Source organism: Cryobacterium aureum (genome assembly GCF_002954245.1).
In the GTDB taxonomy this organism is placed as follows: Bacteria; Actinomycetota; Actinomycetes; order Actinomycetales; family Microbacteriaceae; genus Cryobacterium; species Cryobacterium aureum.
The window spans coordinates 1-23,131 of the sequence record NZ_PPTG01000014.1; the positions used below are offsets into that span (position 1 = coordinate 1).

The window sequence follows — 23,131 nt, forward strand, 5'->3', positions numbered from 1 at the left end:
CATGACCCGCATCGCCTTCGGCTTCAAATTACCGGACGCGCTCATCGCCCTCGCCATGCTCAGCCTCGGCGGGCACAAACCCGTGCTTCCCGGACGAAACTAACCCACGGAAGAGTCAGGAGAGCCAGATTTTGTCGTCTTTGTTCACGGCCTGGCCGGCAGTCACGAAGATCTCGTCGACCGTGCCGATGGCGGTCGCTTTGACGGCGACGGCCGGATCGGCGCTGACCATGCCCGGCAGGGTCACATCGTTGCTAATGGTGCCGAGGGAGACGGGAATCTGCGGTTCGACGATGACGCCGGTCGGTTCGGCCGGGTTGCTGTCCGCTGCATTGCCGGGGTAGAACGCCAGTTTGACCAAAGCGACGGCGATGGCCGCGATGACAATCAGTCGAAGAATGGGAAAGACCCATTTGCGTGCAACGTTCACGACACTCCCCACACGGCCGACCCGACGTGGTCACGCTCGATGGGCTGAGCCTAGCGTTTTACGAGCGGATGCGCCTCCGGCGCGCTCGCACCCGGCCAGTGCAAGCTTTATCGGGTGGTGCCGGCGACCTTGGGCAGCGATCCGCCAGCGGCCGCGTTGCGGTCGGGCCGGAAGTTGGAGAAGTCCACGCCGGGAATGTTCTGCACCAACGACAGCTCGTCCTCGATCTGGGCGGCTTCGGAGTCCTCGGGCCCAACCAGGGGCAGGCGCACGCGCGGGCTGCCAATGCGGCCGAGACCGTGCAGGATGTACTTCACGGCAACCGTGCCGGGAACGTGGGTCATCACGGCACGCACGAGCGGTTCCAGCTGCCGGTGCGCCGCGGTGGCTACCTTGAGGTCGCCGCGGTTCACCGCGTCAACCATCTGCCGATAAGGGGTGGCCGTGATGTTGCTGGTGACGCCGATCAGTCCGGTCGCACCGATCGACAGGTGCGCCAGCACGTTCGGGTCGTCGCCGGAAAAGTACATGAGGTCGGTCTGGTTGAGCACCCGGCTGACCTGGGCGAAGTCGCCCTTGGCATCTTTGATAGCGAGGATGTTTGGATGCTTGGCTGCGCGCAGGATGGTCTCGTAGGCGATTGCCACGCCGGTGCGGCCGGGGATGTCGTAGAGGATGACGGGCAGGTCAGTGGCATCCGCGATCATACGAAAGTGGGTGAGGATTCCGGCCTGGGTCGGCTTGTTGTAGTACGGGGTGACGATCATGTTGCCGTCGGCGCCGGCCTTTTCGCTCTGGCGGGCGAGCTGCATGGCGTGCGCGGTCTCGTTCGAGCCACCGCCGGTGATGATCTTGGCGCGACCGTTCGCGACCGACTTGCCGACCTCGACCAGGCGGATCTTCTCCGGGTCGGTCAGGGTGCTCGTCTCACCGGTCGTGCCCGTGACCACAATGCCGTCGGCACCGGCGTTGATGACGTCGTCGATGTGCTTCTCCACCCCGGCCCAGTCCACTTCGCCATCAAAGGTAAACGGGGTGACCAGTGCGACCAGCACCTGGCCAAAGGGATTCGTAGAGGTAGACACGAGGTACAGGCTATCGCCTCCCCGCATCCGGCCGGCTACGGGGAGACTCGGCCGTTCGCATTGAAGGCGGCGTAGGTCAGCGGCATCAAGGCCTCGAAGTGGGTTTCCATCTGCTCCGCGCACATTTCGATCTCGCGCTGCGGGAACGACGGAAATGTCGTCCCCTCCCTCTTCGTACGCAGGCTGAGAAAATTCATCAGCGAACGCGCGTTGAGCGTGACGTACATCGAGGAGTAGATGTTCAACGGCAGCACGATGCGGGCGACTTCGCGCGCAACGCCGGCTTCGAGCATCCTCTGGTAGGCCTTGTAGGCGTGAATCGCGGCGTCGCGGGTCTGCTGTTGCACCAGCGCGGTCTGCTCGGCGGTGCCAGGCAGAAAGTCGTAGGCGCCCGGCTTGCCGACCTGCACGAGGTCGCGCTCATTGGAGGGCACGTAGAAAACAGGGCCCAACTCCCGGTAGCGGCCCGACTCTTCGTTGTACGAGGCGATGCGGTGCCGCATGAACTCACGGAACACGAAAATGGGTGCTCGCACATAGAACGTCATCGAGTTGTGTTCGAACGGCGAACCGTGCCGGTCGCGCATCAGGTAATTGATCAGGCCGCGGTCACGCTTCTCGTCGGCCTCGCTCGCTGAGCCGTCGAGTTGGCTCTGCTGAAGGCTCTGCTCCCCCAGGGTCGACACCCGGGCGGCAAACAGCACGTCGGAATCGTGGGCGCTCGAACGCACCAACTCCACGGTCATTTCAGATCGAAACTCAATTTCAGACACCGCCTCAGGCTAGCCGGTCTGCCACTGGGAACGCCCGCGCGCGACCGTAATGTCTCGTCACAGTCCCCCGAATAGGTTCGCACCCACGTAACGTCGACACCATGAATCCACTCGAAGCGATCGGAGTACTGCTGGCCCTGTTAGTCGCCACGACCGTTCTTGGCCTCGTCTGGCGAGCCCGCCAGGGACGCGTGGCCCGCGTTTCCGGCGACGTCATCACTCCAACGGATGTCGCGGCCACGGCCCAGTTCGGTCCCACCGCCACCCTGCTGCAGTTTTCGACCGAGATGTGCGCCCGCTGCCCCGGCACGCGCCGACTGCTGGGCGACGTGGCCGAGCAGCGCCCCGGAGTGGTGCACGTGGACGTGGACCTGACTCATCGCGCCGATCTCGCCAACCGCTATTCGATTCTGCAGACCCCGACGACCCTGATTTTGGACGGTACCGGTCGGGTGCGAGCCCGCGTGGGCGGCGCGCCGAACCGGACCGAGATAGCCGCGACCCTCGACGCGATCACCCAGGACGCCCATTCCCTCACTACCACTCAACGGAGCTGACATGTCGACGTCGTCCCGCCCCAAGCTTGATCCGCGCGGCCCCCGCTTCGGTGCAGCCATCACGGCCCTGTTGCTACTCGCGGTAGTGTTTTTGTCGCTGACCGGGGCATCCGCTGCCGCGCTAGCGCTGCTGGCGGTGATTACGGCCCTGTTCGCCTGGGGAGCGTTCGCCGGCGCCGGTCGGCACCCCTACGGCCTGCTATTCAAATGGTTGGTTCGCCCGCGACTGGCGCCGCCGACCGAGCTCGAAGACGCCGCTCCGCCTTCATTTGCGCAGGGCGTCGGCCTCGTGGTGACCCTGATCGGTCTCGCATTGGGTCTGGTCGGAGTTCCCGGCGCTGTCCCCATCGCCGCAGCGGCAGCGTTCGTCGCGGCCTTTCTCAACGCTGTCTTCGATTATTGCCTCGGCTGCCAGATCTACCTATTGCTCGTGCGATTCGGTGTGCTCAACCGGACTGGCAGAACCGTCGGGAACGCCTGAACCACCCGCTCCATCACGGCCAGGACACCCCGGCAGGGGGCCCCAGCTACTCCCCGGGCGTGTCGGCTGGCTCTCAGGCAATTCCCAGACGGGACTCGTTCGCAGGGCAGGTGAGACGGTTAGGGTGGAATCCAATCACCTGGAGGTAACACCATGCCCACGACGCTCACCAGTGAAGCGACCACCGTCTGGACCGGCGATCTTCCCACCGGCTCCGGCACCGTCACCCTCGATTCTTCGCACTCCGCTGATTTCTCGGTGAACTGGAAAGCCCGCGCTGAGGGAGTGTCGAACACGACCAACCCGGAGGAACTGCTCGGTGCCGCGCACGCAGCCTGCTTCTCCATGGCTCTCGCCAACGCCCTCGGTTCGGCCGGCCACACTCCGGAGAGCATCCAGACCACCGCCGCCGTCACTTTCGCGGCCGGCACCGGGGTCATCGGCAGTCACCTGCTGGTCAGCGCCAAGATTCCCGGCCTGACCGAGGCCGAGTTCGAGGTATTCGCCCAGGATGCCAAGGACAACTGCCCGATCTCGAAGGCACTCGCGGGCATTCCCATCACCATTGAAGCCGAACTGGCCTAGGCCACCGGCGTGCGCGTTCTGATTGCCGGAGCGTCCGGTCTCATCGGTCGGGAGCTCAGTCGCCAATTGGCCGCCACCGGGCACACCCCGGTGCGGCTGGTGCGGCGAGAAGCCCTGGGCAAGAATGAGGTGCGGTGGGACCCCGCAGCCCATGCTCTCGATGTGAACGTGATGGACACGATCGACGCGGTCGTCAACCTCTCGGGTGCATCGTTAGCGCGGCTACCGTGGACGGCGGGGTATCGCAAGGAAATTCTGAGCTCACGACTGTCGGCCACCCGCACGATCACCGATGCCATCGCACAGGCCGCGACTCCCCCGACGGTTCTGCTGAACGGCTCCGCCGTGGGGGTCTACGGCGATCGGCCCGGGGAGATCCTGAGCGAAGCATCCGCTGTGGGAACCGATTTTCTGGCCGACGTGGTCACTCAGTGGGAGGCTGCGGCCCAGCTAGCGCCGGAGCCGACCCGCGTGGTGACGCTGCGCACCGGCCTCGTGCTCGCCAAGGGTGGCGCGTTGAAACCGTTGATTCCCCTGGCCAGGCTCGGCCTGGCCGGACCGCTCGGCGGCGGAAAGCAGCACTGGCCCTGGGTGAGCCTGCACGACGAGGCCGCGGCTATCGTTCACCTGCTGACCTCGACGCTGTCCGGCCCGGTCAACCTGGTCGGGCCCACCCCGGCGACGTCGAACGACATCATCAAAGCCCTCGCCACTGCGCTGCACCGGCCGTTTGTCGTGCCGGTCCCCAAGCAGGTTTTGACGCTGCTGTTGCAGGATGCCGCCCGCCAGCTGCTGCTCGCCGACCAGCAGGTCAGCGCCCAGAAGCTGAAGGACGACGGGTTCGAGTTCTTTCATCGCAATCCGGCGACCGCGATCGCCTGGATGCTGCGCCAGCCGTAATCGGCCGCTACTTCGGGGTGCGCTCGAGTGCGATCGCGGTGCGGATCGCGCCGCGAGCGCGCTTGCGGTCACCGGACGCATCGTAGGCGAGGCCGAGACGCAGCCACGCGTGCCAGTTCTCGGGCTGAGCTTCAACCGCAGCCTGTGCCGCCGGAAACTGCACGTCGGCCGCATCGCGGTAGGGGCGACCACTCGGGCGCACTGGCAGATCAGTGACAGGAAGTTCGCCCAGATCGTCGAGTTGACGCACCAGGCGTTCGGAGCGGATACCGAACGCAACTTCCCGCGCCAGCGCCCAGAATCCGATCAGCGGAAGGATGAGCAGTGCTAGGCCGATGGCGATGCCGACCGGCTCGCCGCTCTGGATGAACAGCACGGCGCGCACCCCCACCAGGACCAGGTAGAAGACGAGCAGCGCCGCCATGACGACGACCGCGATTTTGCCCTTCATGTGGAAGCCCCATCGTCGGTTTTGGCGGAGCCGAACCCCAGGTCGACGACCTGGTCGAGGCCGACCGTCACTCCGGTTATCGTTCGGACCGCATCGAGGGCCAGTAGAATACCGCTCTCATAGGCGCTGGTCGTGAGCGTGTTGTGGCTGATCGTGAGGGTTTCGCCGGTGCCGCCGAGGAAGACGTCCTGGCGGGCCAGCAGGCCGGCCAGGCGCAGGCTGTGCACCGGCACGCTCGAGACCTGCTGCCCGCGGGCACGTTGGTCGGTGTGCGGCGCTGAAACCGGACCGAGTTCGGCGCGTGCCCGACCGATCAATTCGGCGGTGCGCACCGCGGTGCCAGACGGCGAATCGACCTTGGAAGGCTGGTGGGCCTCAACGATCTCGATGGAATCGTAAAACCGGGCGGCGAGGGCCGCGAACGCCGTCGCGAGCACCGAGCCGATCGAGAAGTTCGGGATGATGATGACGCCCGTATCGTCGCGGCCGGCAAGGCGGCGGCTGAGCGAATCGATGCCGTCCTGACTCCAGCCGGAGGTGCCGACGAGCACTCGCAGACCGTGCTCGGTCGCAAATTCGACGACGTTGCGGCTTACGTCCGGCCGCGTGAGGTCGACGGCGATCTGCGCCCCGAGCATTTCGCTCAGGTCGCTGTGCGAGTCGAGTCGGGCGACGACCTCGAACCCCTCGGTTCGGTCGATCAGGTCGGAAACCAGGCGGCCCATTTTGCCCGTTGCGCCGATTATGGCCACCGTCGTTGTCATGAAACTAATCTATCAATTGATCGCGTCGGCGCTCGCCCGCGCAATAGCCTGTGTAGATGCCCCAGTTTCACGATGTATCCGTAGCGGACGCCGCGGCCCTCACCCTGCTCACGGAATATTTCAGCAGCCCCGAACTGTCATTTCGGCAACCGCAAGGCACCTACCATCCGACCTATCCGCTCGCCGAGCAGTTCGTACCGCCGCAGGGAGTGTTCCTCGTGGTGCTCGGCGACACCGACAGCGGTGCGCACGCCGGGGAAGACGCGAATGGCGCGTATGTCGGGTGCGGGGGCATCCGTCGGCTGGCCGGTGCCGAAGGAGAGCAGGCCGAAAGCGAACCCGTTCGCTTCGAGGTCAAACATTTGTGGTTGCAACCGAAAACCCGCGGGCGCGGGTGGGGGCGTATGCTGCTGGCCGAGCTCGAGCGGCGGGCCGCAGACCTCGGAGCCGCCGAAGTTGTGCTCGATACCAACGTGAGCCTCGCCACCGCCGGGGCGCTCTACCAGAGCACCGGGTACGAGAGCATCCCGTCGTACAACGACAATCCCAATGCGACGCACTGGTACCGCAAGCGTCTCTAGAACATCAACGGTTCCGGCAGCCCGGTGCGCAGCTCGACCGGCAGGTGGCCGAGGTCGTTGTGGGTGACCAGCGTCCACGGACGGCCCGGCTTCTGCTGTAGCACGGTCAGGCCGCAATTGGCCTGGTTGATGCCGACCCAGCGCCAGTCGGGAGCGCCCAGCACTTCACGCACAAACCAGGCGATCACGAAATTGTGGGTGATCAGCAGGTCGTGCCGCTGGCTGCGGCGCGGTTGCAGAAATTCGGCGACGGCGTCTTCCATCTGCGCGCGTCCGGCGGCGATCTCATCGTCGGTGACGGAGCCGAAGAACGGGTCGTAGGCCGACGGCGTTTCGGCCGCTCGACCGGAGGGGATGCAGTCGAACAGCAGCGCTGACGATTCGCTGTGCAGGGCGGGTAGCCGTTCCGCCATGATCTCGGCGGTCTCGGCAGCGCGCTGCAGCGGTGAGTGCCAGGCGCCGGTGAACGGAACCCCGCTCAGACGGTCGGCGATCAGCAGCGCCTGGCGTTTGCCACGCGGTGACAGCGGGCCGTCGTGCAGGCCGTGTTCGGCATCCTGCTGCTCGCCGTGGCGTACTAAATAGATGTACTGGGGCATCGTTGTCCATTTCGAAGTTCAGAAGTCCGCCGGGGCGGATAGTGCACAAGCTGCGAGGTGAAGGTCAGCCCGGAAGGATCGCGGCGAAGGCGTCATCCTCGAGGGCACCGACCGCGGAGATCGATACCGGGCCGCTCACGAGCTCGGCGGCGAGCTTCTGCACATCGGCGGCGGTAACCAGTGCCAGGCGGCGCAGTGCCTCGTCGAGGTCGGCGAACTCACCGAGGGTGATCTCGGAGCGACCCAGCCGGGACATGCGCGTGTCCGAGTCTTCCAGGGCGAGAGCGGATGCCCCGCTCAGCTGTCCCGACGCCCGCTTCATCTCGTCAGCGGTGACTCCCTTATCGGCGAGGCGGTGCAGTTCGCTGAGCATGAGTTCGGCGACCTGACCGGCCTTGGCCGGAGTGCAGCCGGCGTACATGCCGAACAGTCCGGCGTCGGAGTAGCCCGGAGCGAAGGAGTAGACCGAGTAGGCCAGTCCGCGCTTCTCCCGCACCTCCTGAAACAGCCGGCTCGACATGCCGCCGCCGAAGATCGAGGTGAGCACGCTCATGGTGACCCGGCGATCATCGGTGGCGAGCAGACCCGGCATTCCGAGCAGCAGATTGGCCTGTTCGAGCGGCCGTTTGACGATGGTGAGCGCCTGCCCCTGCTGAATATCGGCTGCCACACCGCTACGGCGACTGACCGGGGCCAGCGCAATGCTGAGGTCCCAGCCGGCCCGTTCGAGCGCGCGGGTGACGGCGGCGACCAGCTGGTCGTGATCGACGGCACCGGCCACCGTGACGACGAGGTCTTGCGGGCGATAATTGGCCTGGTAGTGCTCCCATACCGCTGTGCGGGAGGCAGCGCGAATGTCATCGGCGCTGCCACCGATGGGGCGACCAAGCGGATGCTTTCCCAGCACGGCTTCAAAAAATCGCTCGTTGGCGACGTCGGCCGGGTCGTCGTCAGCCATGGCGAGTTCCTCGAGAATAACGCCGCGTTCGGTTTCGAATTCGTCGGCATCCAGTTTCGAGGACGTCAGCATGTCGGTGAGGACATCGATGGCCATGCCGAGGTCGCGGTCTTGCACCTTGGCGTAATAGCAGGTGTATTCCTTGGCGGTCATGGCGTTGTGTTCGCCACCGACCGCATCGAACGAGATGGCGATGTCGAGAGCAGACCGTGTCGGCGTGCCCTTGAAAAGCAGGTGCTCGAGAAAGTGGGTGGAGCCGAAGTGACCCGGTTGTTCGTCGCGGGAGCCGACGGCTACCCAATAACCGATCGTGAGGCTGCGGGCACCCGGCACCTGCTCGCTGAGGATGCGCACTCCGCTCGGCAGAACGGTGCGACGCACGAGAGCATCGCCGGCGGCCCGAAACGAGAGTTCGGCCTGGTCTAGGGGAAAGTCGACTGCACCGTTCATATCATCCACCACCTTACAAGACCCGATCACGGCGACCAGCGCCCCCGTGAGATCTTGCTGATCTACCCCCAGTTTGGCCGGAACGGCCTGTGGGACCGAATGCGACAGACTGGTCTGTCTAGGGTGTGTTACAGTCTGGGAGCCGACCGGGGAAAACTCTCAGATTTGTGCTCATCCGGGGCCGATTCGTCCCTTCAATAAAGGAGTGCCGCATGACCACGCTGACAGCTGAAGCCGTTCGGCCAGCAACGCACGCCAAGGTGCGCATTCTCGCTACCGCCGACCGACTCTTCTATACCGAGGGTGTTCACACCGTAGGTGTTGACCGCATTATCAGCGAGTCGAAGGTCACCAAAGCAACTTTCTACAAGTACTACCGCTCGAAGGACGCACTCATCGTCGTGTACCTGCAGGGCCGGGACCGCCTGGCGCGCGATTTTCTCGCCAGCCTCGACACGCGATACGACACCCCTGAGCAGCGACTGCGCGGCGTCGTCAACGAAATCTCCGCCCAGGTCATTCGTGAAGGCTTCCACGGCTGCCCCTTCATCAACGCTGCCGCCCAGTTCACCGACCCGGCCCACCCTGTGCGCCAAGCTGTTTCGGCCCACCGGGATTGGTACGGTCGCTCGATCGAGGACATGTTCCGCGGCATGGGCCACGCCCGGCCCGGAGACGCCGCCGACGATTTCTTTCTCGCCAGGGATGGCGCATTCGCCGGTGCCAATCTCGGCGACCCGATCGGTGCTCACACCGCCCTGCTGCGCGCGATTCAGCGGGTACTCGACGAGTCGGGCGCCTAGGGATTCGAACTTAGGCGGCTGATACCCGATCGAGATCGAGCAGGTCGGTACGGCCGAGACGGATTCCGGCCGCCGCGACCAAAGACTGCACCTGGTCGGCTCGGCCGGCGCCGGCCACCGGCGCCACCACGTCGGGCCGGGCGAGCAGCCAGGCCAGGGCAATCGATGCCGGGGCCGTGCCCTGCGCGGCGGCGATGCGGTCGACCACGGCGAGAACGCGGAGCGAGCGACGGTTGAGGTAGACCTTGGCGAGCTGCCCGCGGGCGGTGCCGGCGGCATCCGCTTTGGTGCGAAAAGCTCCGGCCAGAAAACCGTGGGCGAGGGCAAAACCGGGCATCAGGGCCAGGTGCTGGGCGCGGGCGACGACGGCGACGTCTTTTTCAAGATCGGCGCGATGCACCAGGTTGTAGGGAGTTTCGGCGGCGACGAACTTGGGCAGGCCGAGGGCTGAGAGCACCCGGGCTTCCATGAGCCGTTCCGCCGAGAAATTCGACGCACCGAGGTAGCGCACCTTGCCAGCGCGCATGAGGGCGTCCACGGCAACCAGGCTCTCTTCGAGCGGGACGGTTTTGTCGTCGAAGTGAAAGTAGAGCAGGTCGAGGTAGTCGGTACCGAGCCGCACCAGGCTCGCTTCGACCGCTGCGACGATCGAGCGCTGGGTCAGCCCGGGGTTGTCGAGATTGCGGCCGATTTTTGTGGCCAGCACGGTCTCCGCCCGCGCGCCCCGAGAACGCAGCCAGGACCCGATGATCACTTCACTGCGCCCGGCCGCGAAGCTGTCGGCGGTGTCGAGAAAGTTGCCACCGAGATCGCGATGCGCATCGAGGATGGCCAGGGACGTTTCATTCGTCGCCGTCCAGCCGAAGGCGTTGCAGCCCAGGGCCAACGGATGCACGCGCAGCTCGGTTCCCGCAATCTGGCGGCGCACCGGACTCGAACCGACGGTGGTCTCGACCTGCCCCGTCTCGGCCTGCTGCACACGGTTGACCGACATCGCATCCAGAGACGATGAGACCATCTGTCGGGGCATTGCGTTCTCCTCCCGGGGTGCTCACCTGACCATTAAGTTCTGCCGAGTTTTCTCGTCGTAAAGTGCTCTTGGCCCGACTTTAGGCGAGGCCACCGATATTTCCCGGCGGCACGCTAAACCGTTACCAAAATGTACGTCGCTGGCGGCCGAACAGGGGGCAGTGGTTGCCAGCCGCCAGCCGGTGCGCCGCCGATTTGTTAGACTGAAGATTGCGCAAAAATTGGGCTGCCTGTGCAGGCGCACATCCGCCCTGGGCCGCCGCCTGTCGAATCATTTGATCGATCGGCTGGCGAGGTATCCTGCCCGAATCAGCCGCAGGAAAGCAGCCATGACCACCGACGCCTCCGTGCCCAACCCTCAGGTTCCCCGCGAGGCTAAAAGGCGCCGAACTTTCGCTGTGATCAGCCACCCCGATGCCGGCAAGTCCACCCTGACCGAAGCTCTGCTGCTGCACGCCCGAGCGATCACCTCCGCCGGCGCCACGCACGGCAAGGCCGGCCGCAGCGGCACCGTCTCGGACTGGATGGAGATGGAGAAGGCCCGTGGCATCTCGGTGACGAGCGCAGCCATTCAGTTCGAATACCACGACGCCGTGATCAACCTCGTCGACACCCCCGGCCACGCCGACTTCTCCGAGGACACCTTTCGGGTGCTCTCCGCAGTGGATGCCGCGGTGATGCTCGTCGACGCCGCCAAGGGCCTCGAGCCGCAGACCATGAAGCTGTTCGCGGTCTGCAAGCAGCGCGGGCTGCCCGTGATCACCGTCATCAACAAATGGGACCGACCCGGCGACACTCCCCTTGCCCTGATGGATGAGATCCAGACCCGCACCGGCCTGCTGCCCACGCCGCTGAACTGGCCGGTCGGCGAAGCCGGCGACCTGCGCGGCGTGCTCGATCGTCGTTCCGGTGATTTTCTGCGCTACACCCGCACCGCGGGCGGCGCGACCGTGGCCGAATCGGTGCGGTTGGATGCGGCCGACGCGGCGATCGAGGAAGGCCCAGCCTGGGCATCCGCTGTCGAAGAGTCGGAGCTGCTCGACGCGGAATCACAAAATCACGACTCCGAATTGTTCCTCGACGGCCAAACCACACCCGTGCTGTTCTGCGCCGCAGTGGCGAACTTCGGGGTGCAGCAGTTGCTCGACACCCTGGTGGAATTCGCGCCACCCGCCGAAGCCCGCATCGATATCGACGGCAACCCGCGCAAGGTCACCTCGCCGTTCTCGGGGTTTGTGTTCAAGGTGCAGTCCGGCATGAACTCGGCGCACCGCGACCACGTGGCTTTCGTGCGCGTGTGCTCTGGCGAATTTCGCCGCGGCATGATCGTCACCCACGCGGCGACCGGCCGGCCCTTTGCCACCAAATACGCCCAACAGTTGTTCGGCAAGGAACGCACCGTGACCGACCAGGCCTGGCCTGGCGACATTGTCGGGCTCGTGAACGCGTCGGCGCTGCGGGTGGGCGACTCGATCTTCGAAGACGAACGGGTAGAGTTTCCGCCCCTGCCGTTGTTTTCCCCCGAACATTTTCGGGCGATCCGCCCGGTCGACAGCAGCAAGCACAAGCAGTTTCGTCGCGGCATCGACCAGCTCGACCACGAGGGCGTCATCCAGGTGATGCGCTCCGAGGTGCGCGGCGAGCAGGCACCCGTGCTCGGCGCCGTCGGACCGATGCAGTTCGAAGTCGTCGAAGACCGCATGGTGCACGATTTTCACGCCGACATTCGCATGGAAGCACTCCCATACCAGGTGGCCCGCAAGACCGACAAAGAAAGCGCGCTCGTGCTCGCCGGCACCCGCCAGGTGGAAGTGTTCACCCGCTCCGACGGCACCCTGCTCGCCCTGTTCAGCACACCGTGGCGCCTGCAGGCCATCGCCAAGGAGAACCCGAAGCTCGTGCTGATCGACATCGCGAACGCGACCGCCGAAGACTTCATCTAACGTTCCACGTACGCGAAAAGGCCGCATCCTCGAGGAGGATGCGGCCTTTTCTGGTGGTGCTGCTTACGCGTCGACCACAACGGAGGTGATGACGGGGCTGCGACGGTATTTGCGGTTCATCCAGCGGCTCACCGACTGCGTGAACAGATCTTCGAGCTCGGCGCCATCGACGATCTTGATGCGGTTCGCGGCCTTCATGGCCTCGTCGATGACCTTGGTGGCGCCCTTGACCCACTCGTCGTCGTGCACGAATCCGCGGGCCAGGAACTCGACCGGCTCGGAGAGCGTACCGGTCTTGGCGTTGAGAATTCCGAGGATGGTGATGGTGCCGTCTTCGGCGAGCTTGCGACGGTCTTCCATCGCGGCGGTGGATGCCCCGCCCACGGTCATACCGTCGACGAAGATGTAGTCGGCGACGACCCGGCCGGTGACCTTGGCGTGACCGTCGATAAGGTCGACGACGACGCCGTCTTCGACGACGATGACGTTATCTGCGGGGACACCGGTCGCGATGGCGAGGTCGGCGTTGGCCGTCAGGTGACGCCATTCACCGTGGATCGGCATGACGTTGACCGGCTTGACGATGTTGTAGCAGTAGACGAGCTCGCCGGCACTGGCGTGGCCGGAGACGTGCACCTTGGCGTTGCCCTTGTGCACGACGTTCGCGCCCCAACGAATCAGGCCGTTGATGACGCGGTAGATGGAGTTCTCGTTGCCGGGGATCAGCGAACTCGCGAGCAGCACGGTGTCGCCCTCGCCGATCTTGATGACGTGCTCGCGGTTAGCCATACGCGAGAGGGCAGCCATCGGCTCACCCTGCGAGCCGGTGCAGATAAGAACGACCTTGTCGTCCTTCATGCGCTCGAGGGCCTTCATGTCCACGAGCAGGCCCTTGGGAATATTGAGGTAGCCAAGCTCGCTCGCGATTCCCATGTTGCGCACCATCGAGCGGCCGACGAAGGCCACCTTGCGGTTGTGCTTGACAGCGGCGTCGATGACCTGCTGGATACGGTGCACGTGGCTGGCGAAGCTCGACACGATGATGCGGCGCGGGGAGGTGCGGAACACGGTGTCGATCGCCGGTCCGATGTCCTTCTCCGCGGTGGTGAAGCCGGGAACCTCGGCGTTGGTCGAGTCCGTCATGAACAGGTCGACGCCCTCTTCGGCCAGACGCGCGAAGGCGCCAAGGTCGGTGAGGCGCTTGTCGAGCGGGAACTGGTCCATCTTGAAGTCACCGGTAGCGAGCACGAGGCCCGCTTCGGTGCGGATGGCGATGGCCAGGCCGTCGGGGATGGAGTGGTTCACGGCGATGAATTCGAGGTCGAACTGGCCGATGGTGCGGCGCTCGCCCTCCTTCACCTCGATGAAGTTCTGACTCAGGCGGTGCTCCTGCAGCTTCGCAGCGAGGAAGGCCAGGGTGAGCTTGGATCCGACAATGGGAATGTCGCCGCGTTCCTTGAGCAGGTAGGGGACGGCGCCGATGTGGTCTTCGTGGCCGTGGGTGAGCACGATGGCCTCGATGTCCTGCAGGCGGTCGCGGATAGCCGTGAAGTCGGGCAGGATCACGTTGATGCCGGGCTGGTTGTCTTCGGGGAAGAGAACGCCGCAGTCGATGATGAGCAGCTTTCCCTTGTGCTCGAACACGGTCATGTTGCGGCCGATCTCGCCGAGGCCTCCGAGCGGGATGATGCGCATGCCGCGAGCCGGCAGTGCCGGCGGAGTGCTCAGGTCGAGGTAGTGGTTATTCATGAATCTCATTTCGTTGTCTGCGGTAATGCATGTCCAGGTGTGTGGGGACCGAGATCGGACATGCGGAAAGCCGGCATTGAGGGCTTCTGCGCATACGCGTATCTCGTGTCGTGTCTGGCGGGCAAGCAAAATACCGGCCAGGCACGTCTGTAGTCTACCGGCGCGTCGACGATCAGCATTTCGATGCCACCGGTGCCGTCATCGAATACGACAAAAGAGGGACTCCGCTAAGCGGAGTCCCTCTTGTCGATTTCGGCTGCAACCGAACCGCGACGCGTTACGCTGCCGCGGCCAAGTGCCTACTGCCGGCCATCTGCGGCTGTACGGCACGAACCGGCGCGGTCACCGTGGGGTGCGACACGTACTCGCCGGCGTCACGGTGCTGCGCGGTTCCGCTGACGTACCCGCTCCCGGTGACCACTCGACGAACGCTCTGAGAAATGTACTCGTTGGGAAGGATGGTGCTTTCGCTGGTATGCGAAACGTAAGAATTCATGATGCTCCTGATGCGATCTATATATCGGATGCCGACTGGGATCCAGAGCAATGACTAATCACAGATCACTCCAATTCGTTCTGGGGGAACTGGTTCGAGTGAAGCTGGGGTGTTGGCCCGTTCGGCGGGAAGGATGCGCTGCGCCGCGCGAGCTGAGAAGTCCGGGTCCGATAGTGGACCGCCATGACTTCCGAGGTGATACAAGACTACGTGACCGTGTCACCTATTGGGGGAAACGCACGATCTACACAGGGACTGTGCAGGCAGCTTGGATTCAGCATCGATACTGTTTTCGAATGACTTCTGCGCTGTACGACATCCCCCTCACCCTCATCGATGGAACGGACACCACCTTCGGCGCCTTTGAAGGAAAAACGGTTCTCGTCGTCAACGTTGCATCAAAGTGCGGCTTCACCCCGCAGTACGCCGGTTTGGAAGCCCTCTATCAGCGTTACGCGGACGACGGGCTGGTCGTGCTGGGATTGCCGAGCAATCAGTTCATGGGCCAGGAGCCAGGCACCGAGGAAGACATCGCCCAATTCTGCGGCATGACCTACGGGGTGACCTTTCCGATGACGGCCAAGATGGATGTGCGGGGCAAGCACCAGCATCCGCTCTATGCGGAGCTCACCAAGTTCAAGCAGGGCCTGCTGCCCGGCCTGATCAAGTGGAACTTCGAGAAGTTCCTGGTGACACCCACCGGTGAGATCGTGGACCGCTTTGCTTCCTCCGTCGAGCCGGAGTCGACCGAGATCGTCGATGCTATCGAAAAAGTCCTGGCCGCCAAAGCCGCCTGACCCGCGCATTCTTGGGGACGGGGCCCGGGCCCCGTCCCCAGGCCCAGTTTATAGACTGGGCCCACGGTCATAAGGTGGGCCCGGAGGATTTCAGCGGGCGGCCCGGCGCAGCACGGCCTCGGCGTGACGCAAGACCGGGCCGTCGATCATGCGGCCCTCGTGCTGGAAGACCCCGCGCGCACTGGCGGCGGCCTCGAGCAGCCCGAGGGCGTAGTCAACTTCGGCTGCTGTCGGCTGGTACGCGGCCCGAATGACGGCGACCTGGCTCGGGTGGATGCAGGCGGTGGCGGTGAAACCGCTGGCGACAGCATCCGCTGCCTCATCGCTGAGGCCGGCCGTGTCGGTGATGTCGAGGTGCACAGTGTCGATCGCGGCCTTGTCGTGGGCTCGAGCGGCCAGCAACACCTGGGAACGAACCTGGCGGGCGACGTCCCGGTAGCGGCCGTCCGGAAACCGGCTCGAGGTTCCGCCGAGCGAGGCGACGAGGTCTTCGGCCCCCCACATGAGCCCGACGACGTTGCGCTCGGCGGCGATCTCGGTCGCCGAAATCACACCGGCGGCGGTTTCGCACAGGGCAATCACCCGAAATGCTTCGAGTCGTTCGACCTGCCCGGCGCTGACGGTCTTGGCGAGCATCACATCGCGATACTCCGTGCGCGCCAGGGCGGCCAGATCGAGTGCGAAATCGTCGGTGTCGGCCGGATTGATGCGCACGATCGTCGTGGCCGAGTCAAGCGGATGCTCGATCAGCGCGCGCCGCGCCGCCGCCCGGTCGGCGGGCGCGACGGCGTCTTCCAGGTCGAGGATGACTGCATCAGAACGTTCGGCGGCCTTCTCGTAGCGCTCGGGCCGGTCGGCCGGGCAGAACAGCAGGGCTGGACCGAGGGTGAACGGGGCCGGGGTGAAGGGGCTAAGCCCGGCGGGGCTGCCGTCGAAGGGGTCCGGGCCGGTCGGGTCACTGTACTCGTCGAAGGAGCCCGCATCGAACGGGTCGCCATCGAATGGGCCGCTCATGCTGCTACCTCGCGGCACCAGACCAGCACGGTGCGCATGGCCGTGCCGACAATAACGCCGTGCTGGTTGCGTCCGGTGTGTTCGAGCGTGATGATGCCCTGACCGGGGCGGCTCTTCGACAGCCGCTTGTCGGTGACGATGGTCTCCGAGTACAGGGTGTCGCCGTGGTGCAACGGATGCGGAAAGGTCACGGCAGAAAATCCCAGGTTCGCCACGATCGTGCCCTGGGTCAGCTGGGCGACCGAACTGCCGACCATGGTCGACAGGGTGAACATGGAATTCACCAGGCGTTCGCCGAACGGTTGAGTGGCCGACCAGGCTGCATCGAGGTGCAGGGCCTGCGTGTTCATGGTCATCGTCGTGAACAGCACGTTGTCGGCCTCGGTCACGGTGCGGCCGGGGCGATGCTGGTAGAGGGCATCGAGGTCGAACTCTTCGAAGTAGAGGCCGCGCTGTTCGACCTCACGGCGCTCCCCCGAACCTACCTGGCCATTTTTCGTACCGGGGTCGGTCATCCGCTTCTCCTAAAATCACTGGTCAGGCGGCGAAGCCCAGGGCCCGCGAGATGACCATGAGCTGCACTTCGGTTGTGCCCTCGCCGAGCTCGAGCACCTTCGAATCACGATAGTGCCGCGCGACCGGATTCTCATTCATAAAGCCGTATCCACCGAAGATCTGGGTGGCGTCGCGGGCGTTGTCCATGGCCGCTTCGCTGCCGACCATCTTCGCGATCGAGGCCTCCATCTTGAACGGCTTGCCGTTGATCAGTTTCAACGCGGCGTCGTAGTAGGCGAGGCGTGCGGTGTGCACACGCGCCTGCATCCGGGCAATCTTGAAGGCGATGTGTTGGTTAGAGCCGATCGAGCGACCGAAAACATTGCGGCTGTTCGCATATCGGATGGACTCTTCGAGGCAGCCCTGCGCGGCGCCGGTGCAGAGCGCAGCGAAGGCCACGCGGCCCTCATCGAGGGTCTGCACGAAGTTGGCGAACCCGCGGCCGCGTTCGCCGAGCAGGTTGGCCTCCGGCACGCGCACGTTGTCGAACACGAGCGGGTGAGTGTCGGAAGTGTGCCAGCCGACCTTGTCGTAGGGCGGCAGCGCGGTGAAACCCGGCGTCGGTGTTGGCACCAGGATGGCGGTGAGTTCCTTCTTGATCGAGCCGTCGGCGCGAGTCGACTCCCCCGTGACGGCTGTCACCGTGACGAGACGGGTGATGTCCGAGCCGGAGTTCGTGATGAACTGCTTCGTGCCGTTGATCACCCAATCGCCGTTCTCCAGTGAGGCGGTGGTTTTGGTGCCTGCGGCGTCGGAGCCGGCATCCGCTTCGGTGAGGCCGAATGCGGCGAGCGCCTTTCCGCTCGCGAGCCGCGGTACCCACTCGTGCTTTTGCGCTTCGGTGCCGCTGCGGTAGACCGGCATGATGCCGAGGCCGACGCCGGCTTCGAGGGTGACGGCGATGCTCTGGTCGGCGCGGGCGAGCTGCTCAACGGCGAGGCAGAGCGCGAAGTAGTCCTTGCCTTGCCCGCCGTACTCAACGGGAAATGGCAGGCCGAACAGGCCCAGCTCACCCATCTGGGCGATGATGCCGTAGGGCAGGCGGCGCAAGGTGTCGTACTCGTAGGCGGCCGGCGCGACGACGGTGTCGGCGAAGTCTCGAACCGTGTCAGTGAGGGACTGGTATTCCGGGGTGAGTTCGTAGCTCATGCTGAGTCTTCCTTGTCTGAGATGGAGGCGGTGATCGTCGCGACGATCTGGTCGAGTGCCACGAGATCGCCAGTCTTGAGGTTTACGGTGACACGGCCCGCCGTGGCGGCCACGAGCTTGTGCTCCATCTTCATGGCCTCGACCACGAGGATGGTTTGGCCCGCCGTGACCACGTCGCCGGTGGCGGCGTGCACCGCGATGACGGTGCCGGGCATCGGCGAGCGCACGTCTGGACTGACCGCACCGGGCACGCGGTCACGGCCGGCGAGATGTTCCGCGAGTTGTTCGGCGCGGGACCGGTGCCGCAGTTCGAGCGAGAAACCGTCGGCACCGATGTACACGCGGGTGCCGGCCTGCTCGATGGCAAACACGCGAGCCTCGCCGTCATAGTCGACGCTGAACGCGCCGTCTCCAACGCGAACGAGTCCCGCTTCGACGGCGGGTCCGTCATCGATCGAAACGGATGCCGCCCCGGGCTCCCCCACAACCCGCACGTCAACGGATTCGGTCGCGCTCACCCCCAGCGCGTACCGCACGGCACGCGGCGAACCCGCTCGCCACCCGCTCGGCCGAGTCCAGACAGCGTTCGCGCCGGCGGCGACGGCGGATTCGGCGAGCCCGTGCAAAAACAGCGCCGCGGCCGTGAGCACGTGCTCGTCGGCTCCACGAAATGTAAGGCCCGGAAGTTTGCGTTCGATCAGGCCAGTGTCGAGGCGGCCGACGCGAACGTCGGCATCCGCCAGAAGCAGCCGAAGGTATTCGGTATTGGTGTGCACGCCGAGCACGACCGTGTCGGCGAGGGCCCGGTCGAGCCGGTTCAATGCCTCAAGCCGGGTGGGAGCCCAGGCGATCACCTTGGCGAGCATCGGGTCGTAGTGCGCGGCAATCGTGAGGCCAGGAGTCAGCGAGCTGTCAACCCGCACCCCCTCGCCCGTGGCCTCGTGCAGCTGCAGCACTGTACCGGTGGTCGGCAGAAATCCGCGCTCGGGATTCTCCGCGTAGACCCGCGCCTCGATTGCATGCCCCGTGAGGCATATATCGGACTGGGTGAGGGTGAGCGGCTCACCCGCCGCAATGCGCAGCTGCCAGTCCACGAGGTCGAGACCGGTGACCAACTCAGTGACCGGGTGCTCAACCTGAAGACGGGTGTTCATCTCCATGAAGAAGAATTCGTCGGGAGCGGCCGCGGACACCAGAAATTCCACGGTGCCGGCACCGCTGTAGCCCACGCTGCGGGCAGCGGCACAGGCGGCCTCACCGATACGGGCGCGGGTCGCCGCGTCGAGCAGGGGGGAGGGCGCCTCCTCGATGACCTTCTGGTGCCGACGCTGCAGCGAACATTCGCGCTCGCCGAGGTGGATGACGGCGCCGTGGTTGTCGGCGAGCACCTGCACCTCGATGTGCCGCGGGGTGGCCACGAGCCGTTCGAGCAGCAGGGTGTCGTCACCGAAGGCGCCGAGGGCCACGCGCCGGGCGGTCTCGAGGGTGGCCGGCAGGTCTTCGGCCCGTTCCACCACGTGCATGCCCTTGCCGCCGCCGCCGGCCGAGGGCTTGATCAGCAGCGGATAGCCCACGTCGACGGCCGCTGCGATGAGCTGCTCGTTGCTGAGGCCGGCCTCGGCGACCCCGGGAATAATCGGTACCCCGTAACCGGCTACATGGTTCTTCGAGCGGATCTTGTCGCCCATCACGTTCAGCGCGTGCACGCTCGGTCCGATGAATACGATCCCGGCGTCGGCACAGGCCTGCGCGAACGCCTGGTTCTCGCTGAGAAATCCGTAGCCGGGGTGAATGGCCTGCGCGCCCGTTCGGGCAGCAGCAGCCAGAACGGCCCGGGCGTTCAGGTAGCTCTCGGCGGGGGCGGCGCCGCCGAGGCGCACCGCAGCATCCGCCAGCGACACGTGCCGAGCGTCACGGTCGGCGTCGCTGTAGACGGCGACAGAGCGGATGCCCCGCTCACGCAGCGTGCGGATGATGCGGCAGGCGATTTCGCCGCGGTTCGCGATGAGCACGGTGTCAAATGTCATGGTCTCACTCACATCCGGAAGAGGCCGAAGGCGGACTCGCCGAGCGGCGCTGCGGCGCAGACGGCCAGGGCGAGGCCGAGCACTGTGCGGGTGTCGGCGGGGTCGATGACACCGTCGTCCCAGAGCCGGGCGGTCGAATAGTACGGGCTGCCCTGGGTCTCGTATTTTTCGAGGATCGGGTCTTTGAAGGCGGTCTCGGCCTCGGCCGACCAGGTTTCGCCGCCGCCCTCGATCTGCTCACGCTTGACGGTGGCGAGCACGGAGGAGGCCTGCGGGCCGCCCATCACCGAGATGCGGCTACCCGGCCACATCCAGAGGAAGCGCGGCGAGTAGGCCCGGCCGCACATGGAGTAGTTGCCGGCGCCGAAGGAGCCGCCGATCACGACGGTGAGCTTGGGCACGCGGGCGGTGGCGACGGCGGTGACCATCTTGGCGCCGTGCTTGGCGATGCCGCCGGCCTCGGCGTCGCGACCCACCATGAAGCCAGAAATGTTCTGCAGGAACACCAGCGGAATTCCGCGCTGGTCGCAGAGCTCGATGAAGTGGGCACCCTTGAGGGCGGAATCAGCAAACAGGATGCCGTTGTTGGCGACGATCCCCACCGGATGGCCGTGGATGTGCGCGAACCCGGTCACCAGCGTGGTGGCGTACTCGCGCTTGAATTCATGGAATTTGCTGCCGTCGACGATGCGGGCGATCACCTCGTGCACGTCGTACTGGCCCTGCACGTCGACCGGGACTGCTCCGTAGAGTTCGCTCTCGTCGACGACCGGGGCCAGAGAAGGGATCACGTCCCACGCCGGGGCCTGGGCGCGCGGCAGGGTAGAGACGATATCGCGCACGATCTGCAGGCCGTGCTCGTCGTTCTCGGCGAGGTGGTCGGTTACGCCGGAGACGCGGGCGTGCAGCTCGCCGCCACCGAGCTCCTCCGCGGTGACGATCTCCCCGATCGCTGCCTTCACGAGCGGTGGGCCACCGAGAAAGATGGTGCCCTGACCTCGCACGATCACGGTCTCGTCACTCATCGCCGGCACGTAGGCGCCGCCGGCGGTGCACGATCCCATCACCGCGGCGATCTGCGGAATCTTGGCCGCAGACATCCGTGCCTGGTTGTAAAAGATGCGGCCGAAGTGGTCGCGGTCGGGAAACACTTCGTCTTGCATGGGGAGGAAGGCGCCGCCGGAGTCGACAAGGTAGATGCAGGGCAGGCGGTTTTCGAGGGCGATCTCCTGGGCGCGCAGGTGCTTCTTCACCGTCATCGGGTAGTAGGTGCCGCCCTTGACGGTGGCATCATTGGAGATCACGAGCACGTAGCGACCGTGAACGAGGCCAATACCGGCGATGACGCCAGCGCCGGGACTGTCGTCGTTGTAGAGGCCGGTAGCAGCGAGCGGCGCGATCTCCAGGAACGGGCTGCCCTCATCGAGCAGTTGGTCGATGCGTTCGCGCGGCAGCAGTTTGCCGCGGGCGAGATGGCGCTGCCGGGACTTCTCCGGCCCGCCGAGGGCGGCCGTGGCGAGGCGCTGTTTCAGGTCGGCCACGAGCTGCCGCTGGGCGGCGGCGTTGGTCACGAAGGCCTGATCAGAGGAGTCGAGCTGACTCGCGAGTGTCTCCATCGACATCTTTTCTTTGGCGATGCCGGTCGACCCGGTATCAAGTACAGTTAGTGTTCACTAACTGAATTTCAGGTTAGTCAGGATTAACTAAAATGTCCAGCGGAAAGGCTCGCATGAGCGCACCGAGCGAAACTACGCGGAGTCGGGCCAAGGCCGACCGACGCTCGGCCCTGCTCGGTGCGGCCGCGACGCTCTTCGCCCAGTTTGGTTTCAACGGGGTCTCCATCGAAGACCTCGGCGCGGCGGCGGGAGTGAGCGGGCCGGCCGTGTACCGACACTTCAGCGGCAAGCAGGCGGTTCTGGCCGCCCTCCTCATCGACGTGAGTGATGACCTCGTGGCCGGCGGCCGGGCCGTGGTCACGTCAAGAGCGGATGCCGCGGTCGCCCTCCGCGACCTCGTGTGCTTTCACGTGCACTTCGCCCTCACCAACCCCGACGTGATCCGGGTACAGGACCGCGACCTCGACAGCCTCGCCGAAGCCGACCGGCACCGGGTGCGCGTGCTGCAGCGCGAGTACGTGGAACTCTGGGTGGGGGTGCTGAAGCGCGTGCACCCCACGGTCGACGTGGCGCTGCTGCGCATTCGCGCCCACGCGACGTTCGGACTGTTGAACTCCACGCCGCACAGCGCACGCGCCTCGGCGCGGCCCACCGTGCGCGCCCTGCTCGAGGAGATGGCGATTGCGGCCCTGGGGCTACCGATCTAGTGCCCGAGTGCCAGGCGCACACCGAGGGCGATCATCACCACGGCGATTCCCCCGTCGAGCACTCGCCACGATGTCGGCTTGGCGAACACCGGGCGCAGCAGGCGTGCCCCGAAGCCGAGCGCGCAGAACCAGACGAAGCTGGCCGCAATGGCGCCCCCTGCCCACCACCAGCGTTCCGTTGCGCCCTGCTGATTGGCGACAGCGCCGAGGAACAGCACGGTGTCGAGGTAGACGTGCGGATTCAGCCAAGTGAGCGTAAACACGCTTACTACGGCGACCCGCATGCCGGTGCTGGCCGCGACCCCTGAGACGACGAGCGATCCAGGGCGGATCGCACGGCGGGCCGCAACGAGTCCGTAGATGATCAGAAAGGCGGATCCGAGCACGCGAATCACGATGATCGCCACCGGCGCTGCGGCCACGACCACGCCGAGCCCGAGCACCCCGGCCAGAATCAGCACGGCATCCGACACCGCGCAAATCGCGACCACCGGAACGATTACTCGGTTCTGCCCCTCGATGCCGAGTCGCAGTACGAATGCATTCTGCGATCCGATCGCGATGATGAGGGAGAGCCCGGTGGCGAGGCCAAGCAGGGCTGGTAGAAAAGTTGAGGTCACTGGTGCAACGCT

25 protein-coding genes are annotated in these 23,131 nt (G+C 65.4%); 9 read left to right on the forward strand and 16 right to left on the reverse strand.

The genetic code is table 11. The annotated features are described in order from the left end of the window. Window positions 1-115 precede the first annotated feature (115 nt). From CJ028_RS05600 to thyX, 3 genes are all read right to left on the reverse strand, one after another. Window positions 116-430 carry an efflux RND transporter periplasmic adaptor subunit gene (locus CJ028_RS05600; RefSeq protein WP_105034301.1) on the reverse strand — a complete coding sequence of 105 codons (315 nt, stop codon included), beginning with the start codon at window positions 428-430 and terminating at the stop codon, window positions 116-118. 107 nt (window positions 431-537) lie between these two features. Continuing rightward, entirely contained in the window at window positions 538-1,515 is a 978-nt protein-coding gene (gene dapA, locus CJ028_RS05605) for a 4-hydroxy-tetrahydrodipicolinate synthase (protein WP_105034515.1), read from the reverse strand. Window positions 1,516-1,550: 35 nt separating this feature from the next. Further along, on the reverse strand, window positions 1,551-2,261 hold the full coding sequence (gene thyX, locus CJ028_RS05610; protein ID WP_105034302.1) for an FAD-dependent thymidylate synthase: 711 nt from the start codon (window positions 2,259-2,261) through the stop codon (window positions 1,551-1,553). Between the two features lie 128 nt (window positions 2,262-2,389). On the opposite strand from thyX, the gene CJ028_RS05615 reads away from it, so the two are divergent. From CJ028_RS05615 to CJ028_RS05630, 4 genes are all read left to right on the forward strand, one after another. Next, window positions 2,390-2,845, forward strand: a complete 456-nt coding sequence (locus CJ028_RS05615; RefSeq protein WP_105034303.1) for a TlpA family protein disulfide reductase — start codon at window positions 2,390-2,392, stop codon at window positions 2,843-2,845. 1 nt (window position 2,846) lies between these two features. Beyond that, window positions 2,847-3,326 (forward strand): DUF4395 domain-containing protein, encoded by a 480-nt coding sequence (locus tag CJ028_RS05620; protein ID WP_105034304.1) that lies wholly within the window; start codon window positions 2,847-2,849, stop codon window positions 3,324-3,326. 153 nt (window positions 3,327-3,479) lie between these two features. Then, entirely contained in the window at window positions 3,480-3,911 is a 432-nt protein-coding gene (locus tag CJ028_RS05625; protein ID WP_105034305.1) for an OsmC family peroxiredoxin, read from the forward strand. 9 nt (window positions 3,912-3,920) lie between these two features. Continuing rightward, a complete protein-coding gene (locus CJ028_RS05630) occupies window positions 3,921-4,811 on the forward strand; it encodes a TIGR01777 family oxidoreductase (RefSeq protein ID WP_105034306.1) in 891 nt (296 codons plus the stop codon). Window positions 4,812-4,818: 7 nt separating this feature from the next. On the opposite strand, the gene CJ028_RS05635 is transcribed toward CJ028_RS05630, so the two are convergent. Both CJ028_RS05635 and dapB read right to left on the reverse strand, forming a co-directional pair. After that, window positions 4,819-5,262 (reverse strand): tetratricopeptide repeat protein, encoded by a 444-nt coding sequence (locus CJ028_RS05635; protein ID WP_105034307.1) that lies wholly within the window; start codon window positions 5,260-5,262, stop codon window positions 4,819-4,821. Then, window positions 5,259-6,026: a 4-hydroxy-tetrahydrodipicolinate reductase gene (gene dapB / locus CJ028_RS05640; RefSeq protein ID WP_105034308.1), complete on the reverse strand. Its 768-nt coding sequence runs from the start codon at window positions 6,024-6,026 to the stop codon at window positions 5,259-5,261. The genes CJ028_RS05635 and dapB overlap by 4 nt, the downstream gene beginning before the upstream one ends. Window positions 6,027-6,082: 56 nt before the next feature. Between dapB and CJ028_RS05645 the strand changes: the two genes are divergently transcribed. Further along, window positions 6,083-6,607, forward strand: coding sequence for a GNAT family N-acetyltransferase (locus tag CJ028_RS05645; RefSeq protein WP_105034309.1), 525 nt, complete (start codon window positions 6,083-6,085; stop codon window positions 6,605-6,607). Here the strand turns inward: CJ028_RS05645 and CJ028_RS05650 are convergent. Next, window positions 6,604-7,206 (reverse strand): histidine phosphatase family protein, encoded by a 603-nt coding sequence (locus tag CJ028_RS05650; RefSeq protein ID WP_092341105.1) that lies wholly within the window; start codon window positions 7,204-7,206, stop codon window positions 6,604-6,606. The genes CJ028_RS05645 and CJ028_RS05650 overlap by 4 nt on opposite strands. A 64-nt stretch (window positions 7,207-7,270) precedes the next feature. Then, entirely contained in the window at window positions 7,271-8,614 is a 1,344-nt protein-coding gene (locus CJ028_RS05655) for a M16 family metallopeptidase (protein ID WP_105034310.1), read from the reverse strand. Between the two features lie 212 nt (window positions 8,615-8,826). On the opposite strand from CJ028_RS05655, the gene CJ028_RS05660 reads away from it, so the two are divergent. Beyond that, entirely contained in the window at window positions 8,827-9,417 is a 591-nt protein-coding gene (locus CJ028_RS05660) for a TetR/AcrR family transcriptional regulator (RefSeq protein ID WP_092341016.1), read from the forward strand. Window positions 9,418-9,427: 10 nt separating this feature from the next. On the opposite strand, the gene CJ028_RS05665 is transcribed toward CJ028_RS05660, so the two are convergent. Next, window positions 9,428-10,447, reverse strand: coding sequence for an aldo/keto reductase (locus CJ028_RS05665; RefSeq protein WP_105034311.1), 1,020 nt, complete (start codon window positions 10,445-10,447; stop codon window positions 9,428-9,430). A 328-nt stretch (window positions 10,448-10,775) separates the two neighbouring features. Here CJ028_RS05665 and CJ028_RS05670 point away from each other — a divergent pair, with 328 nt between their 5' ends. Continuing rightward, window positions 10,776-12,389 carry a peptide chain release factor 3 gene (locus CJ028_RS05670; protein WP_105034312.1) on the forward strand — a complete coding sequence of 538 codons (1,614 nt, stop codon included), beginning with the start codon at window positions 10,776-10,778 and terminating at the stop codon, window positions 12,387-12,389. A 63-nt stretch (window positions 12,390-12,452) separates the two neighbouring features. Here the strand turns inward: CJ028_RS05670 and CJ028_RS05675 are convergent, their stop codons facing one another. Beyond that, window positions 12,453-14,138 (reverse strand): ribonuclease J, encoded by a 1,686-nt coding sequence (locus CJ028_RS05675; RefSeq protein ID WP_105034313.1) that lies wholly within the window; start codon window positions 14,136-14,138, stop codon window positions 12,453-12,455. 277 nt (window positions 14,139-14,415) lie between these two features. Beyond that, window positions 14,416-14,634, reverse strand: coding sequence for a hypothetical protein (locus CJ028_RS05680; protein ID WP_129590395.1), 219 nt, complete (start codon window positions 14,632-14,634; stop codon window positions 14,416-14,418). 296 nt (window positions 14,635-14,930) lie between these two features. Between CJ028_RS05680 and CJ028_RS05685 the strand changes: the two genes are divergently transcribed. Further along, a complete protein-coding gene (locus CJ028_RS05685) occupies window positions 14,931-15,431 on the forward strand; it encodes a glutathione peroxidase (protein WP_105034315.1) in 501 nt (166 codons plus the stop codon). A gap of 90 nt (window positions 15,432-15,521) precedes the next feature. Here CJ028_RS05685 and CJ028_RS05690 read toward each other — a convergent pair whose 3' ends face one another. From CJ028_RS05690 to CJ028_RS05710, 5 genes are read right to left on the reverse strand one after another with little or no spacing between them, the layout of a single operon-like run. Continuing rightward, window positions 15,522-16,445 (reverse strand): HpcH/HpaI aldolase/citrate lyase family protein, encoded by a 924-nt coding sequence (locus CJ028_RS05690; RefSeq protein ID WP_105034316.1) that lies wholly within the window; start codon window positions 16,443-16,445, stop codon window positions 15,522-15,524. Continuing rightward, window positions 16,442-16,960, reverse strand: coding sequence for a MaoC family dehydratase (locus tag CJ028_RS05695; RefSeq protein WP_105034317.1), 519 nt, complete (start codon window positions 16,958-16,960; stop codon window positions 16,442-16,444). Before CJ028_RS05695 ends, CJ028_RS05690 begins: the two co-directional genes overlap by 4 nt. 22 nt (window positions 16,961-16,982) lie before the next feature. Then, entirely contained in the window at window positions 16,983-18,149 is a 1,167-nt protein-coding gene (locus CJ028_RS05700) for an acyl-CoA dehydrogenase family protein (protein WP_105034318.1), read from the reverse strand. Beyond that, window positions 18,146-20,176 (reverse strand): ATP-binding protein, encoded by a 2,031-nt coding sequence (locus CJ028_RS05705; RefSeq protein ID WP_105034319.1) that lies wholly within the window; start codon window positions 20,174-20,176, stop codon window positions 18,146-18,148. Before CJ028_RS05705 ends, CJ028_RS05700 begins: the two co-directional genes overlap by 4 nt. A gap of 8 nt (window positions 20,177-20,184) precedes the next feature. Next, window positions 20,185-21,792 carry a carboxyl transferase domain-containing protein gene (locus CJ028_RS05710; protein ID WP_105034320.1) on the reverse strand — a complete coding sequence of 536 codons (1,608 nt, stop codon included), beginning with the start codon at window positions 21,790-21,792 and terminating at the stop codon, window positions 20,185-20,187. Between the two features lie 92 nt (window positions 21,793-21,884). Here CJ028_RS05710 and CJ028_RS05715 point away from each other — a divergent pair, with 92 nt between their 5' ends. Continuing rightward, entirely contained in the window at window positions 21,885-22,499 is a 615-nt protein-coding gene (locus CJ028_RS05715; RefSeq protein ID WP_205683951.1) for an SACE_7040 family transcriptional regulator, read from the forward strand. On the opposite strand, the gene CJ028_RS05720 is transcribed toward CJ028_RS05715, so the two are convergent. Then, entirely contained in the window at window positions 22,496-23,119 is a 624-nt protein-coding gene (locus CJ028_RS05720) for a LysE/ArgO family amino acid transporter (RefSeq protein WP_105034322.1), read from the reverse strand. The two genes, CJ028_RS05715 and CJ028_RS05720, sit on opposite strands and share 4 nt — an antisense overlap. Between the last annotated feature and the right edge of the window lie 12 nt (window positions 23,120-23,131).